Below are 14,166 nucleotides of genomic sequence, written 5' to 3' on the forward strand. Positions count from 1 at the left end.
GGGTCGTCCTCCTCATCTGCGCCCGTAGCTGGCGATGATGACGCCGGTGCTGGTCGGTACGGCATCGGCGAACTGCAGATCGCCCAGGTCCACGCCGTCGAACAGACGGCGTCCGGAACCGATCACCAATGGATGGATCAGCAAAAGGTACTCGTCGACCAGATCGTGCCGCATCAGCGAGTGCAGCAGATCGCCGCTGCCGAGCACCACCAGGTTCCGGTCCGGCCGCCGTCGCAGCAGTTCGGGGACCGCGGTCACCGCATCGCCGGTGAGCCATGTCGAGTTCTGCCAGGCCAGCGGCCCCTGCGCGGTGCGGGACGCGACGAATTTCTCGGTCTTGTCCAGCACCTCGGTGATCGGATTCCCGACCTGACGCGGCCAGTATCCGGCGAAATCTTCGTAGGTGCGTCTGCCGAACAGCAGCGCGCCGCGATGGGCGGACATATGTCTGCCCATAACCTCGGCCTGTACCGGATCGTCGTATCGGTGCGCCCAGCCGCCATATGCGAATCCGTCCCTGGTGTCCTCGTCGGCACGACCCGGGGCCTGCATGACGCCGTCCAGGGTCAGGTGCTCAACCGCGATGATCTTGCCCATGTCCGCTCCTTACGTGTGGCCGGTCGGCACCGGCCTCGTCATCTACACGAACGGACTCGGGGCAGATCGACAGCGGCCGCGCATTTTCTTCGCCTGACGATCGTTCCGGAGCGGGAGAAAACGGGCCCTTTTCACTGAGCGGGCAGGAGGCGCTGGATGTCGGGATAGGTCACGATGCCGGAGGGCACGGGTATGTCGTGCAGCACAGCTCGTGCGACGTCCACGGCGGCTGACAGTGCCGCGCGGTAGAGCAGGGAGCCGGTGCTGACCCGGCGTACGCCGAGTTGGGCCAGCGTCGCGATGGTGGGGCCGGTGGCCGCGTACAGGATGTTCACCGGGAGCTCGGTCGTCGTGACGATCCCCTCGATGCCTGCTCGGTCGGTCAGGCCGGGAACGAAGATGCCGTCGGCTCCCGCCGCGGTGTAGCGGCGCACGCGGTCGTGTGTGGAGTCATGATCGAGGCTCAGCCAGTGGGTGTCGACGCGGGCGTTGACGAACACCTCCGGCGTGCGGTCCTTGATCGCGGAAATCAGCTCGGCTTGGTGGTCGGGCGCGGCCAGTGCGGATCCCGCGCGCCCGTCTTCGAGGTTCACGCCCGCGATCCCGCACGCCGCGAGTTGCTCGACGAAATCGGCCACTGCGCTGGGGCTTTCGTCGAATCCGCCCTCGATGTCGACGGTCACCGGCACCGCCAGCCGCGCCAGCCGCTGGGCGATGGCGAGCGTTTCCGTCTTGGTGACGCCCACCCCGTCGGCGAGCCCGGCAGCTGCGGCCACCCCGAGACTGGTGGTGCCGATGGCCGGGAATCCCTCGGTGGCCAGCAGCGCGGCCGAAGCGAAATCCCAGGCGTTCGGCAGCACCAGTGGCTGGTCCCGGTAGTGCAGACCGCGAAAGATCTGGAACTTGGTCATCGGGGTCGGGGCGGGCGCGGAAGGCGAAGTCATGCAGTGACGGTAGCCATGGGACGTTTCGGTACCGCCGCGGTTTGCGTAATTGCAGGCCGGGTATCACCCTGCCCGTGACCGAGCCGGGCAACCCAGGCTGTGAATGAGCTTGCACAATCATGCATAATCATCACATGGTTGATTCCTCGGGCGGACCCGTCATCCGGGTCGCGGTAGCCGGTGCCAGCGGGTACGCGGGCGGTGAAGTGTTGCGTCTGCTGCTGGGTCATCCGGCCTACCGAACCGGGCGCCTCGTCATCGGGGCGCTGACCGCGGGCTCGAACGCCGGAACCGCGCTGGGGGAGTTGCAGCCGCATCTGCTTCCGCTGGCCGATCGGGTGCTGGCGCCGACCACGGCCGCCGAACTGGCCGGACACGATGTGGTCTTCCTCGGGCTGCCCCATGGGCAGTCGGCCGCCATCGCGGCCGAGCTGCCCGAATCCACGGTGATCATCGACTGCGGCGCCGACTTCCGGCTCACCGACCCGGGGGCATGGGAGAAATACTACGGCAGCCCGCACGCGGGCAGCTGGCCCTACGGTCTGCCCGAACTGCCCGGCGGCCGGGAGAAGCTGCGCGGCGCGACGCGCATCGCGGTCCCTGGCTGCTACCCGACCGTCGCCAGCCTCGCGCTGGCCCCCGCGGTGGCCGCGGGCATCGTGGAGCCCGCAGTGCACGTGGTCGCGGTGAGCGGCACGTCGGGGGCGGGCCGCAAGCTGGACGTGGCGCTGCTGGGCTCCGAAGTGATGGGCTCGGCGCGGGCCTACGGCATCGCGGGCGCGCACCGGCACACACCGGAGATCGCGCAGAACCTGGCGGCGGCGGGCGGTACGGATGTCGCGGTGTCGTTCACTCCGGTGCTCGCGCCGATGCCACGCGGCATCCTCGCCACCTGCACCGCGCCGACCCGCGTCGACGTCGCACAGGCGCGCGCCGTCTACGAAAAAGCTTACGCCGACGAGCCTTTCGTGCACCTCTTGCCGGAAGGCGTGCTCCCGCAGACCGGTTCGGTGCTGGGCTCCAACGCCGTCACCCTGCAGGTGGCGGTGGACGCCGACGCCGGTCTGCTCGTGGTGATCGGAGCGATCGACAACTTGACCAAGGGCACCGCGGGCGCGGCGGTGCAATCGATGAACCTCGCACTCGGATTCGACGAGACCGAAGGACTTTCCACCGTAGGAGTGGCACCGTGACGACAACCGACACCGCTAGCGGCAAGCTGGTCCGGACCCAGGGCGTGACCGCCCCGCTCGGCTTCCGCGCGGCGGGTATCGCCGCGGGGATCAAGGCCAGCGGCAAGCCGGATCTGGCGCTGGTGTTCAACGAAGGCCCGGAATACCCGGCAGCGGGCGTATTCACCCGCAACAAGGTGAAGGCTGCGCCGGTGCTGTGGTCACAGCAGGTGCTGACCGGCAAGCGGCTGCGCGCGGTGATCCTGAACTCCGGCGGCGCCAACGCTTGTACCGGCCCCGGCGGATTCCAGGACACGCACAAGACCGCCGAGGAGCTCGCGGCAGCGCTGAGCAACTGGGGCACCGAGACCGGCGCGGGGGAGATCGCGGTCTGCTCGACCGGGCTGATCGGCGACCGGCTCCCGATGGACAAGCTGATCCCCGCCGTTACGGAGATCGTGCACGAGATGGGTGGCGGCCTGTCCGGCGGCTCGGACGCCGCCTGGGCCATCATGACCACCGACACGGTGCCCAAGGAGGCGGCGTTCCATCACCGCGACAAGTGGAACGTCGGCGGCATGGCCAAGGGCGCGGGCATGCTGGCCCCGTCGCTGGCGACCATGCTGGTGGTGCTCACCACCGACGCCGCGGTCACCGCCGACCAGCTCGACCAGGCCCTGCGCAACGCCACCGCGCGCACCTTCGACCGGCTCGACGTCGACGGCTCCTGCTCCACCAACGACACCGTGCTGCTGCTCGCCAACGGCGCCAGCGAGGTGACCCCCAGCCAGGAGGAACTCGACGCCGCCGTGCTCGCGGTCTGCGACGACCTGGCCGCCCAGCTGATGGCCGACGCCGAGGGCGTCACCAAGCGGGTGCTGGTCACCGTCGCCGGAGCGGCGACCGAGGACGAAGCGCTGGCCGCGGCCCGCACCGTGGCCCGCGACAGCCTGGTCAAGACGGCGCTGTTCGGCTCCGACCCGAACTGGGGCCGGGTGCTGGCCGCGGTCGGCATGGCGCCGGTGACGCTCGATCCGAACCGCATCTCCGTGTCGTTCAACGGAAATCCGGTGTGCGTGGACGGCGCCGGCGCGCCGGGCGCTCGCGAGGTGGACCTGTCCGGCGCCGACATCGAGGTGCTGATCGACCTGAACGCCGGCTCCGCGACGGCGACCATCCGCACCACCGACCTTTCGCACGGTTACGTCGAAGAGAATTCGGCCTACAGCTCATGAGTGAGGTGTTGCACACGCTTTCCGCGCTGGACAAAGCGCACGTTCTGGCCGACGCCCTGCCGTGGTTGCAGAAGTTCCGGGACAAGATCGTCGTCGTCAAATACGGCGGCAACGCCATGATCGACGAGAACCTCAAGCGGGCCTTCGCCGCCGACATGGCGTTCCTGCGCACGGTCGGTGTGCACCCGGTGGTGGTGCACGGCGGCGGCCCGCAGATCAGCGCGATGCTGAAGAAGCTGGGGCTGAACGGCGAATTCCGCGGCGGTTTCCGGGTGACCACACCCGAGGTGATGGACGTGGTGCGGATGGTGCTGTTCGGTCAGGTGGGCCGCGAGCTGGTCGGCTTGATCAACGCGCACGGCCCGTACGCGGTGGGCACCTCCGGCGAGGACGCCGGGCTGTTCACCGCCACCCGCCGCACCGTCGAGGTGGACGGCGAACCGACCGACATCGGCCTGGTCGGCGACGTCACCGAAGTCAATCCGGACGCCGTGCTCGACCTCATCGGCGCCGGTCGCATCCCGGTGGTGTCGACCATCGCTCCGGACGCCGACGGCGTGGTGCACAACATCAACGCCGACACCGCCGCGGCGGCACTCGCCGAAGGCATCGGCGCCGAGAAACTGGTGGTGCTCACCGACGTCGAGGGTCTGTACACGAACTGGCCGGACCGGTCGTCGCTCACCACGCGCATCGACACGGCCGCGCTGGCCGAGTTGCTCCCGCGGCTCGATGCGGGCATGGTGCCCAAGATGGAAGCCTGCCTGCGCGCCGTGCGAGCGGGGGTGCCGTCCGCGCATGTGATCGACGGACGGGTCCCGCACGCGGTGTTGCTGGAACTGTTCACCGGAGAAGGAATCGGAACGATGGTGACGCCTGCCCTCGACGGGCCGGGCTCGCCGGACGGAACGAAACAATGAGCACAGCTGAACTGCAGAAGCGGTGGTCTGCCGCGCTGATGAACAACTACGGCACGCCCCAGGTCGCGCTGGTGCGCGGGGCGGGTGCCGTGGTGTACGACGCGGACGGCAACCGCTACGTCGACTTCCTCGGCGGCATCGCGGTCAACAGCCTCGGCCACGCGCACCCGGCGATCCTGGCAGCGGTCACCCAGCAGCTCGGCACGCTGGGGCACGTCTCGAATCTGTACGCCAGCGAGCCGGTCGTCGAGCTGGCTGAGCGGTTGCTCGCGCACTTCGGCGACGGCGAGGGCCGGGCGTTCTTCTGCAACTCCGGCACCGAGGCGGTCGAGGCGGCGTTCAAGATCGCGCGATTGACCGGGCGGCACAAGATCGTCGCGTGCGAGGAGGCCTTCCACGGCCGCACCATGGGCGCGCTCGCGCTCACCGGCCAGCCGTCCAAGCGGACGCCGTTCGAGCCGATGCCGCCCGGCGTCGTGCACGTGCCCTACGGCGACGCGGCGGCGCTGGACGCCGCGGTCGACGAGGACACCGCCGCGGTGTTCCTGGAGCCGATCATGGGGGAGAGCGGCGTGGTGGTGCCGCCGTTCGACTACTTGGCCAAGGCGCGCGAGATCACCGCGCGCAACGGGGCGCTGCTCGTGCTCGACGAGGTGCAGACCGGCATCGGCCGTACCGGAAAGTTCTACGCGCACCAGGCCGTCGGCATCGTGCCGGATGTGATCACCCTGGCCAAGGGGCTCGGTGGCGGATTGCCCATCGGGGCGGTGCTGGCCAACGGACGCGCGGCCGAATTGCTGACGCCGGGCCTGCACGGCACCACTTTCGGCGGCAACCCGGTGTGCGCCGCGGCCGCGCTCGCGGTGCTGCGCACGATCGATGAAACCGACTTGCTCTCGCACGTGGAGTCGGTCGGCAAACGGCTCAGCGACGGCATCGAGCTGCTGGAGCATCCGCTGGTCGACCACGTGCGCGGCGCGGGCCTGCTGCTGGGCATCGTGCTCACCGACACGGTGTCGGCGCTGGTCGAGGCGCGGGCGCGGGCGGCGGGGTATCTCGTCAACCCGGCCAAGCCCGACGTGATCCGCCTCGCGCCGCCGCTGGTGCTCACCGAGACGCAGGCGGACAATTTCGTCGCCGATCTGCCGGATATCCTCGACGGCGCCATCGCCGACGCGAAAGGAGCTGCGGCGCGATGACCTCCGTGCGGCACTTCCTGCGTGACGACGACGTCAGCCCGGCCGAGCAAGCCGAAATCCTCGCGCTCGCGGCGGAACTCAAGAGGGAGCCGTTCGCGCGGCAACCACTGGCAGGCCCGCGTGGCGTCGGCGTGATCTTCGAGAAGAACTCCACCCGGACCAGGTTCTCCTTCGAGATGGGCATCGCCCAGCTCGGGGGGCACGCGGTGGTCGTCGACGGCCGCGACACCCAGCTGGGCCGGGAGGAGACGCTCGGCGACACCGGCCGGGTCCTCTCGCGCTATGTGGACGCGATCGTATGGCGCACCTTCGAGCAGTCCCGGCTCGACGAGATGGCCGCCACCGCGACGGTTCCGGTGGTCAACGCGCTGTCCGACGAGTTCCATCCGTGCCAGGTGCTCGCGGATCTGCAGACGCTGGCCGAGCACAAGGGCGACCTGACCGGGCGCGAACTCGCCTACTTCGGCGACGGCGCCAACAACATGGCGCACTCGCTGCTGCTCGGCGGCGTCACGGCGGGCCTGAACGTGACCATTGCCGCGCCGGCCGGATTCGAGCCGCTGCCCTGGATCGTGGAGGCCGCGCGCAAGCGGGCCGCCGAGACCGGAGCCACCGTCACGCTGACCGGCGATCCGATCGCCGCCGCATGGGGCGCCGACGCGCTGGTCACCGACACCTGGACCTCCATGGGACAGGAAAACGACGGCAAGGACCGGGTCGGACCGTTCCGGCCGTTCCAGCTCAACGCCGACCTGCTGGCCCACGCCAAGCCGGATGCCGTCGTGCTGCACTGCCTTCCCGCGCATCGTGGGGAAGAGGTCACCGACGAGGTGCTGGACGGGCCGCACAGCGTCGTCTGGGACGAGGCGGAGAACCGGCTGCACGCACAGAAGGCGCTGCTGGTCTGGTTGCTGGAACGACGATACGGGGGCAGGGCGTGAACGCAGGCGGCCGAAGCATCGACATCGGCCGTGCACGTCGCGTCGAGCGGGGCGGAGTCATGAGTGAGCGTCAGCGAGTGAACCGAGGACACAGTGCTCCCTCGCGCACTACGGAGCCGAGCGTCAGCGAGGAGCGGTCGTGAGCGTCTCGCAGTCGGAGTCCGGAAAGAGCAGCCCGGCGATCGCGCGCACCCGCGCCGGGCGGCAGTCGCGCATCGTCGAGCTGCTGTCCGCGCACGCGGTGCGCAGCCAGACCGAACTGGCGGCGCTGCTCGCGGCCGAAGGCATCGAGACCACCCAGGCGACGTTGTCCCGGGACCTGGACGAACTGGGCGCGGTGAAGTTGCGCGCTGCCGATGGCGGGGCGGGTGTGTACGTGGTGCCGGAGGACGGCAGCCCCGTCCGCGGCGTCACCGGCGGCACCGACCGGCTGTCCAAGTTGCTCGGCGACCTGCTGGTCTCCACCGATGCCAGTGGCAACATCGCGGTGCTGCGAACTCCGCCCGGCGCGGCGCACTTCCTGGCCAGCGCTCTGGACCGCGCCGCCCTGCCCTACATCGTCGGCACCATCGCGGGCGACGACACTATTGCCGTCATCGCGCGCGAGCCGCTGACCGGCGCGGAAGTGGCCGCCAAAATCGAACAACTAGCCTGAGCGCGCGCTTCGCCGGGGCTGTGACTCCTCCACCTGTTTCGGCATAGGCGCGGTCAGCCTGCTGCGAGCGCGGATGGCCGGAGCTGTGCGAGGGTGTAGGCGTAGCCGTTGCCGCAGCGTAGAGATAACACACCCCGGTTATGAATGAGCTTGCATCCTCATGCATAATCATTTGCAGGACGTGCGGGCCGCTGTGGCGGGAAGCCGGTCCGTACACCCAAACCAGCACCGAACATCGAGGAGCACACAGACATGTCCGAGCGCGTCGTACTCGCCTACTCCGGTGGGCTGGATACCTCCGTCGCGATCAGCTGGATCGGCAAGGAGACCGGCGCCGAAGTGGTGGCCGTGGCCATCGACCTCGGCCAAGGTGGCGAGGACATGAACGTGGTGCGCCAGCGCGCGCTGGACTGCGGCGCTGTGGAGGCGATCGTGGTCGACGCCCGCGACGAGTTCGCCGACGAATACTGCCTGCCAACCATCCAGGCCAACGCGCTGTACATGGGCCAGTACCCGCTGGTGTCCGCGATCAGCCGCCCGCTCATCGTCAAGCACTTGGTCGAGGCCGCCAAGTTCCACGGAGCCAGCACCGTGGCGCACGGCTGCACCGGCAAGGGCAACGACCAGGTCCGTTTCGAGGTCGGCATCGGCGCGCTCGCGCCCGACCTGAACGTGATCGCACCGGTCCGCGACTACGCGTGGACCAGGGAGAAGGCCATCGCGTTCGCCGAGGAGAACGCGCTGCCGATCAACGTCACCAAGAAGTCGCCGTTCTCCATCGACCAGAACGTCTGGGGCCGGGCCGTGGAGACCGGCTTCCTCGAGGACCTGTGGAACGCCCCGACCAAGGACGTCTACGACTACACCTCCGACCCGACCGTCAACTTCGAGGCGCCGGACGAGCTGATCATCCGATTCGAGCGCGGCGTGCCGGTGGCCATCGACGGCCGCCAGGTCAGCGTGCTGGAGGCGATCGTCGAGCTGAACCACCGCGCGGGCCGCCAGGGCGTCGGCCGGCTGGACATGGTCGAGGACCGCCTGGTCGGCATCAAGAGCCGCGAGATCTACGAGGCGCCCGGCGCCATCGCGCTGATCACCGCGCACCAGGCTCTGGAGAACGTCACCATCGAACGCGAGCTGGGCCGCTACAAGCGCCAGGTCGAGCAGCGCTGGGGCGAGCTGGCCTACGACGGCCTGTGGTTCTCCCCGCTCAAGCGGGCGCTGGACGCCTTCATCGGCGACACCCAGCAGCACGTCTCCGGCGAGATCCGGATGGTTCTGCACGGCGGCTCCGCAGTGGTCAACGGCCGCCGCTCGGAGCAGTCGCTCTACGACTTCAACCTGGCCACCTACGACGAGGGCGACACCTTCGACCAATCGCTGGCCAAGGGCTTCGTGCAGATCCACGGCCTGTCCTCCAAGGTCGCCGCCCGCCGCGACCTGAACCAGAAGTAATCCCCCGTGAGCACGAATCAAGGTGCGCTCTGGGGCGGGCGTTTCGCCTCCGGGCCGGCCGAGGCGATGGCCGCGCTCAGCAAGTCGACGCACTTCGACTGGGCGCTGGCCCCCTACGACATCCGCGCGTCGAAGGCGCACGCGCGGGTGCTGCACAAGGCGGGCCTGCTGTCCGACACCGATCTGTCGGGCATGCTGGCCGGGCTGGATCGCCTTGCGGCGGAGGTGGATTCGGGCGCGTTCGGCCCCGCCGAGTCGGACGAGGACGTGCACGGCGCGCTGGAACGCGGCCTGATCGAGCGGGTCGGCGCCGAACTCGGCGGCAGGCTGCGCGCCGGACGATCGCGCAACGACCAGGTGGCCACCCTGTTCCGGATGTGGTTGCGCGACGCCGTGCGCCGGGTGGCCGCCGGCGTGCTCGCGGTGGTGGACGCGCTGGTGGAGCAGGCCGCCGCGCACCCGGACGCGGTGATGCCGGGTAAGACCCACCTGCAGGCTGCGCAGCCGGTGCTGCTGGCCCACCATCTGCTCGCGCACGCTCATCCGCTGCTGCGCGATCTCGATCGGCTGCGCGACTTCGACAAGCGTGCGGCCGTGTCGCCGTACGGTTCCGGCGCGCTGGCCGGTTCCTCACTTGGACTCGACCCGGAGGCGATCGCCGCGGATCTGCACTTCGACGCGGCCGCCGCCAATTCGATCGACGCCACCTCGGCGCGGGATTTCGCCGCCGAGGCCGCGTTCGTGCTGGCCATGATCGGCGTCGACCTGAGTCGGATGGCCGAAGAGGTGATCATCTGGAGCACACCGGAATTCGGCTATGTCACGCTCGCCGACGCGTGGTCGACCGGGTCCTCGATCATGCCGCAGAAGAAGAATCCGGACGTTTCCGAGCTCACCCGCGGCAAGGCAGGCAGGCTGATCGGCAACCTCACCGGTCTGCTGGCCACTCTCAAAGCGCAACCGCTCGCCTACAACCGCGACCTCCAAGAGGACAAGGAACCGCTGTTCGACTCGGTCGCGCAACTCGAGCTGTTGCTCCCGGCCATTGCGGGCCTGGTATCGACGCTGACCTTCCACACCGACCGCATGGCCGAACTCGCGCCCGCGGGTTTCACGCTGGCCACCGACATCGCCGAATGGCTGGTCCGCCAAGGCGTTCCGTTCCGCGTCGCGCACGAGGCGGCGGGCGCATGCGTGCGCGCCGCCGAGTCTCGCGGCGTCGGTCTCGACGACCTCACCGACGAGGAGTTCGCCGCCATCGACCCTGCACTGACCGGGAAGGTGCGCGAGGTCCTCACCGTGCAGGGTTCCATCGCGTCCCGCAACGCGCGCGGCGGAACGGCGGGCGTCCAGGTCGCCGCACAGCTCGACGAGGTGCGCCAGGCGGCATCCGGTGCCCGCGCCTGGCTCGGCTGATCCCGCGTTCCGGCTCGGCTCGGCGAGTGGGCTCGGTCCATCGCGTCCCGCAACGCCCGCGGCGGAACGGCGGGCATCCAGGTCGCCGCACAGCTCGACGAGGTGCGCCAGGCGGCATCCGCTGCCCGCGCCTGGCTCGACCAATTTCTCGTTCCGGCTCGGCTCCGCGGGTGGGCTCGGTCCATCCCGTCCCGTCCCGTGTGGTGTGGAGGCCATGTGCGCAGGTCGCGGTGCAGCTGCGAGGTGCGTCAGGCGGTGTCCGTTGCCCGCGCCTGGGCTGGGCTGATCTCGCGTTTCTGCTTGGCTTGCCGAGTGGGCTCGGTTCACCGCGTCCCATCCCGAGTGGTGTGGACGCCGTGCGTGCGGTCGCGGTGCAGCGCGAGGAGGTGCGCCGGGCGGCGTCCGTGGCTCGCGCCTGGCCGGGCTGATCCCGCGGCTCCGCGCGGCACGCTGAGTGGGTTGGCCGCGAACGGCTTCGCGCACGGCGCGCGGGCTACGCGACGATCGTGATGTCGGCTCCGCTGAACAGCAGGTCGCTGGGACGAGGGACGCCGCGCCCGGCATCCGGCACGAGTTCGGCCTCCGGCGCCAGCTCGTGTAGCTGCCGGAGGAACACTTCGACGGCCAGCGTCGCCATGTTCTTGCCCGGACAGACATGCCTGCCGAACCCGAAGGTCAACGGCAGCTTGCCGGTTCCGTGCAGGTCCAGGCAGTCCGGGAAGGCCTCCGGATCGCGGTTGGCGGCGGCGAACAGCACCAGCACCTCTCCGGCGGGCAACCGGGTGCCGCTGCCCAGCACGACCGGCGTCCTGGCGCGGCGCTTCCAGGCGACCAGGCCGGGGTCGAGCTGCAGGATCTTCGCGGCGACCCGTCCGCAGCCGCCGGGGTCGGCGAGCAGATCCCACCACGTCCGCGCCGGGTCGTCGAGCAACCGCTGCAGGCCTTGCTGGATGCTGCCGCTCACCGTGTGCACCCCGGCGGCGAGCGAATTCGCCATGGCCGACACCGCGATCCGATGGGAGAGCCCGGCGTCGCGGAGCCTGCGCGCGAAACCGATTGCCGCACTGCCGCGACCCGACCGCACGGCCTTGCCGCTCACCGTGAACAACCAGCCGAGCGCGCCCACCGCCTCGGCCAGTTCGCGTCCGCGCAGCACGCGTCCCAGCAGCCCCGATTGCGCTCCGCTCCACGCGGCTACGTGCGGCCAGTCCGACGCGGGCAGACCCACGGCCGCGCCGACCGTCCGCGCGGCGTACGCGATCGACAACGCCGTGATGTCGAGCGGCGATCCGGATCGATGGCGCGCGTCGCGCAGCGCGTCGTGAAAATGCTCAGCCATGGCCGCCGCCCGGCGCGGCCGGTCTGCCGCGGAAATCGTGAAGTGTCCGGACGGACCGGCCATGGTGTTCCACACGCGCTTGTGCAGCCGGTCGTCGGTCAGGTTGGCCGTAGCCTTGGCGGGCGGCGGAACCAGGTGCCGCACGAAATGCGGGATCGCGCGCGGCGTCGTCGCGATGCGCGGGTAACCCACCAGGGGGTCCAGCGAATTCGCATTGGAGATACCGGGTGTCGTCGCGTCCAGCACCTCGCGCACGTCGGCGTACTTCCAGATCATGTGGAGTCCGGACGGGTGCCGATAGGTCGGCTCCGGCCATTCGTGCAATCGGCGATAGCGTTCGTCGCGTTCGGCGTACGACATCTCATTGCAGGTCAGCTTGTCGAACGGAAATTCCGTCGCCGTGATGATCGGCTCGAGCACGACGTGATCGTATGGATGCGCGACAAAGAATGCCGACCGGTCTTTCTCGAGCATGGGAAGCGTCGCTCACGGTGACCTCCCGATCGAAGAGGCGCCTGCCGCTCGTCCCTGGCTACGCTGCGGCAATGACCTTGCTGCTGCTCGCCCTTGCCATCACCTCCGAAGTGACCGCGACCGTCTCGCTGAAGCTTTCCGACGGATTCAGCAAGCTCGTTCCATCGATCGTTGTCGTCATCGGCTACTGCGGAGCGTTCTACTTCCTGGCCCAGGCATTGAAGCGCGGCATGCCGATCGGAGTGGCCTACGGCATCTGGTCGGCGGTCGGCGTCGCCGCGATCGCGGTGATCGGCGTGTTGTTCCTGGACGAACGGCTCAGCGTGGTGCAGGTCGGCGGCATCGCGCTGGTGATACTCGGCGTACTGGCGCTGGAACTCGGTGGCGCGCACTGATACGGCTGTGTCAATCCTCCACGCGGACAACGTATCCCGTGTTGGACAGGGCCGTGAGCACATCGTCGCGATGGGTGGGGCCCCGCGTCTCCAGGGTCAGCGACACCTCGACCTCGTCCACCGCCAGCCAGGCGCCGGTCCGTGAGTGCGCGACATCGACGACACTCGCGCCCGTCTTCCCGATGACGGCCAACAGTGCGCCGAGCGCACCGGGACGGTCGGAGATCGTCACGCGCACAGCCAGATAGCGACCCGCCGCGCTCAGGCCGTGGCCGATCACCCGGGTCAGCAGGAGCGGGTCGATATTGCCTCCGGACAAGATCGCGCAGACCGGACCGCGCAGGTCCAGCTCCTCCGGCGCGCGACTCATCAGCGCCGCGACCGCCGCCGCCCCGGCGGGTTCCACGACCAGCTTCGCGCGTTCCAAGCACAGCAGCAGCGCCTGCGACAGCGATTCTTCGTCGACCGTCACGATCGCCGGAACATGCTCGGCCACATGGGCGAACGGCACCGCGCCCGGCTGTCCGACCGCGATGCCGTCGGCCATGGTCGACATGCGATCGACCCGGACCGGACGGCCCGCCGCCAGCGAATCCGGCCAAGCGGCGGCCTCCGCGGCCTGGACGCCGATCACACGCACCCGCGGCGCCAAGTGCTGCAAGGCGACCGCGACACCCGCCAAGAGCCCGCCACCGCCGGTCGGCACCAGCACCGTCCCGACCTCGGGCAGCTGCTCCAGGATCTCCACGCCGACGGTCGCCTGTCCGGCCACGATATCGGGATGGTCGAACGGGTGAATGAGCGTCGCCCCGGTGCGGTCGGCGAAATCCAGCGCGGCGTCGAGTGACTCATCGATGGTCTCGCCCACCTGGCGCACCTGCGCGCCGTACGCCTTGGTCGCCATGAGTTTCGGCAGCGAAGCGCCGATCGGCATGAAGACCGTCGACTCGATGCCGAGCGACGCCGCCGACCACGCGACCCCTTGCGCGTGATTACCCGCACTCGCGGCGACCACGCCGTGCGTCCGCGCCTCCTCCGGCAGGCTCGCGATCCGGTGGTAGGCGCCGCGCGGCTTGAACGACCCGGTCCGCTGCAAATTCTCGCACTTCAGCCACACCTCGGCGCCCGCACGCTCGGACAACACCCGCGACGCCACCAGCGGTGTCCGGCGGATCACCGGAGCGAGCAACCGCACGGCCGCCTCGATCCGCGTCATGTCGACCAATTCCATGCCGCCATGCTGCCACTGTGCCTATACGGCGGGCGACGATCAGATGGCCTCGACGAGGTTGTGGGGCGAGCGCGCACAGCCCGGGCCAAGCGGCCGTCGCTTCGCCGCCATCAATGCGACCGGTCGGTACTGTGAGATTTTCCTGACCGTCACACGAGTGACGTGGAATGCAACACGATTCCCCTAGCGTGTT

13 protein-coding genes are annotated in these 14,166 nt (G+C 69.5%); 9 read left to right on the forward strand and 4 right to left on the reverse strand.

Annotated elements, in window-relative coordinates:
• Positions 1-12: 12 nt before the first annotated feature.
• Positions 13-597 carry a dihydrofolate reductase family protein gene (locus IU459_RS20995; protein WP_195131245.1) on the reverse strand — a complete coding sequence of 195 codons (585 nt, stop codon included), beginning with the start codon at positions 595-597 and terminating at the stop codon, positions 13-15.
• A gap of 131 nt (positions 598-728) precedes the next feature.
• Complete coding sequence (locus IU459_RS21000) at positions 729-1,541, reverse strand: isocitrate lyase/PEP mutase family protein (RefSeq protein WP_228838232.1); 813 nt, start codon at positions 1,539-1,541, stop codon at positions 729-731.
• 134 nt (positions 1,542-1,675) lie between these two features.
• Here IU459_RS21000 and argC point away from each other — a divergent pair, with 134 nt between their 5' ends.
• The 8 genes from argC to argH all read left to right on the forward strand — a co-directional run bounded on the left by argC (position 1,676) and on the right by argH (position 10,534).
• Complete coding sequence (argC, locus tag IU459_RS21005; protein WP_195131246.1) at positions 1,676-2,734, forward strand: N-acetyl-gamma-glutamyl-phosphate reductase; 1,059 nt, start codon at positions 1,676-1,678, stop codon at positions 2,732-2,734.
• On the forward strand, positions 2,731-3,948 hold the full coding sequence (gene argJ / locus IU459_RS21010; protein ID WP_195131247.1) for a bifunctional glutamate N-acetyltransferase/amino-acid acetyltransferase ArgJ: 1,218 nt from the start codon (positions 2,731-2,733) through the stop codon (positions 3,946-3,948). The genes argC and argJ overlap by 4 nt, the downstream gene beginning before the upstream one ends.
• Positions 3,945-4,868 carry an acetylglutamate kinase gene (argB, locus tag IU459_RS21015; RefSeq protein WP_195131248.1) on the forward strand — a complete coding sequence of 308 codons (924 nt, stop codon included), beginning with the start codon at positions 3,945-3,947 and terminating at the stop codon, positions 4,866-4,868. The genes argJ and argB overlap by 4 nt, the downstream gene beginning before the upstream one ends.
• Positions 4,865-6,067, forward strand: a complete 1,203-nt coding sequence (locus tag IU459_RS21020; protein WP_195131249.1) for an acetylornithine transaminase — start codon at positions 4,865-4,867, stop codon at positions 6,065-6,067. The genes argB and IU459_RS21020 overlap by 4 nt, the downstream gene beginning before the upstream one ends.
• Positions 6,064-7,008 (forward strand): ornithine carbamoyltransferase, encoded by a 945-nt coding sequence (gene argF / locus IU459_RS21025; protein ID WP_195131250.1) that lies wholly within the window; start codon positions 6,064-6,066, stop codon positions 7,006-7,008. The genes IU459_RS21020 and argF overlap by 4 nt, the downstream gene beginning before the upstream one ends.
• 139 nt (positions 7,009-7,147) lie before the next feature.
• The gene (locus IU459_RS21030) at positions 7,148-7,663 is read left to right on the forward strand and encodes an arginine repressor (RefSeq protein ID WP_067470221.1); all 516 of its coding nucleotides are present in this window, start codon (positions 7,148-7,150) and stop codon (positions 7,661-7,663) included.
• A gap of 252 nt (positions 7,664-7,915) precedes the next feature.
• Positions 7,916-9,118 (forward strand): argininosuccinate synthase, encoded by a 1,203-nt coding sequence (locus tag IU459_RS21035; RefSeq protein WP_195131251.1) that lies wholly within the window; start codon positions 7,916-7,918, stop codon positions 9,116-9,118.
• Between the two features lie 6 nt (positions 9,119-9,124).
• Complete coding sequence (gene argH, locus IU459_RS21040) at positions 9,125-10,534, forward strand: argininosuccinate lyase (RefSeq protein ID WP_195131252.1); 1,410 nt, start codon at positions 9,125-9,127, stop codon at positions 10,532-10,534.
• Positions 10,535-11,027: 493 nt separating this feature from the next.
• On the opposite strand, the gene IU459_RS21045 is transcribed toward argH, so the two are convergent.
• On the reverse strand, positions 11,028-12,293 hold the full coding sequence (locus tag IU459_RS21045) for a cytochrome P450 (protein WP_195131253.1): 1,266 nt from the start codon (positions 12,291-12,293) through the stop codon (positions 11,028-11,030).
• 125 nt (positions 12,294-12,418) lie between these two features.
• On the opposite strand from IU459_RS21045, the gene IU459_RS21050 reads away from it, so the two are divergent.
• Entirely contained in the window at positions 12,419-12,742 is a 324-nt protein-coding gene (locus tag IU459_RS21050) for a DMT family transporter (protein WP_195131254.1), read from the forward strand.
• Positions 12,743-12,752: 10 nt separating this feature from the next.
• Here IU459_RS21050 and ilvA read toward each other — a convergent pair whose 3' ends face one another.
• Positions 12,753-13,973, reverse strand: a complete 1,221-nt coding sequence (ilvA, locus tag IU459_RS21055; protein WP_195131255.1) for a threonine ammonia-lyase — start codon at positions 13,971-13,973, stop codon at positions 12,753-12,755.
• Positions 13,974-14,166: the final 193 nt, after the last annotated feature.

Origin of the sequence: Nocardia amamiensis (assembly GCF_015477605.1) — a bacterium.
Classification (GTDB): Bacteria; Actinomycetota; Actinomycetes; order Mycobacteriales; family Mycobacteriaceae; genus Nocardia; species Nocardia amamiensis_A.

Bases quoted from the DNA above. Each gene is read 5' to 3' on its own strand.
- IU459_RS20995 (WP_195131245.1), bottom strand. From the start codon at position 597: ATGGGCAAGATCATCGCGGTTGAGCACCTGACCCTGGACGGCGTCATG.
- IU459_RS21000 (WP_228838232.1), bottom strand. From the start codon at position 1,541: ATGACTTCGCCTTCCGCGCCCGCCCCGACCCCGATGACCAAGTTCCAG.
- argC (WP_195131246.1), top strand. From the start codon at position 1,676: ATGGTTGATTCCTCGGGCGGACCCGTCATCCGGGTCGCGGTAGCCGGT.
- argB (WP_195131248.1), top strand. From the start codon at position 3,945: ATGAGTGAGGTGTTGCACACGCTTTCCGCGCTGGACAAAGCGCACGTT.
- IU459_RS21020 (WP_195131249.1), top strand. From the start codon at position 4,865: ATGAGCACAGCTGAACTGCAGAAGCGGTGGTCTGCCGCGCTGATGAAC.
- argF (WP_195131250.1), top strand. From the start codon at position 6,064: ATGACCTCCGTGCGGCACTTCCTGCGTGACGACGACGTCAGCCCGGCC.
- IU459_RS21035 (WP_195131251.1), top strand. From the start codon at position 7,916: ATGTCCGAGCGCGTCGTACTCGCCTACTCCGGTGGGCTGGATACCTCC.
- IU459_RS21050 (WP_195131254.1), top strand. From the start codon at position 12,419: ATGACCTTGCTGCTGCTCGCCCTTGCCATCACCTCCGAAGTGACCGCG.
- ilvA (WP_195131255.1), bottom strand. From the start codon at position 13,973: ATGGAATTGGTCGACATGACGCGGATCGAGGCGGCCGTGCGGTTGCTC.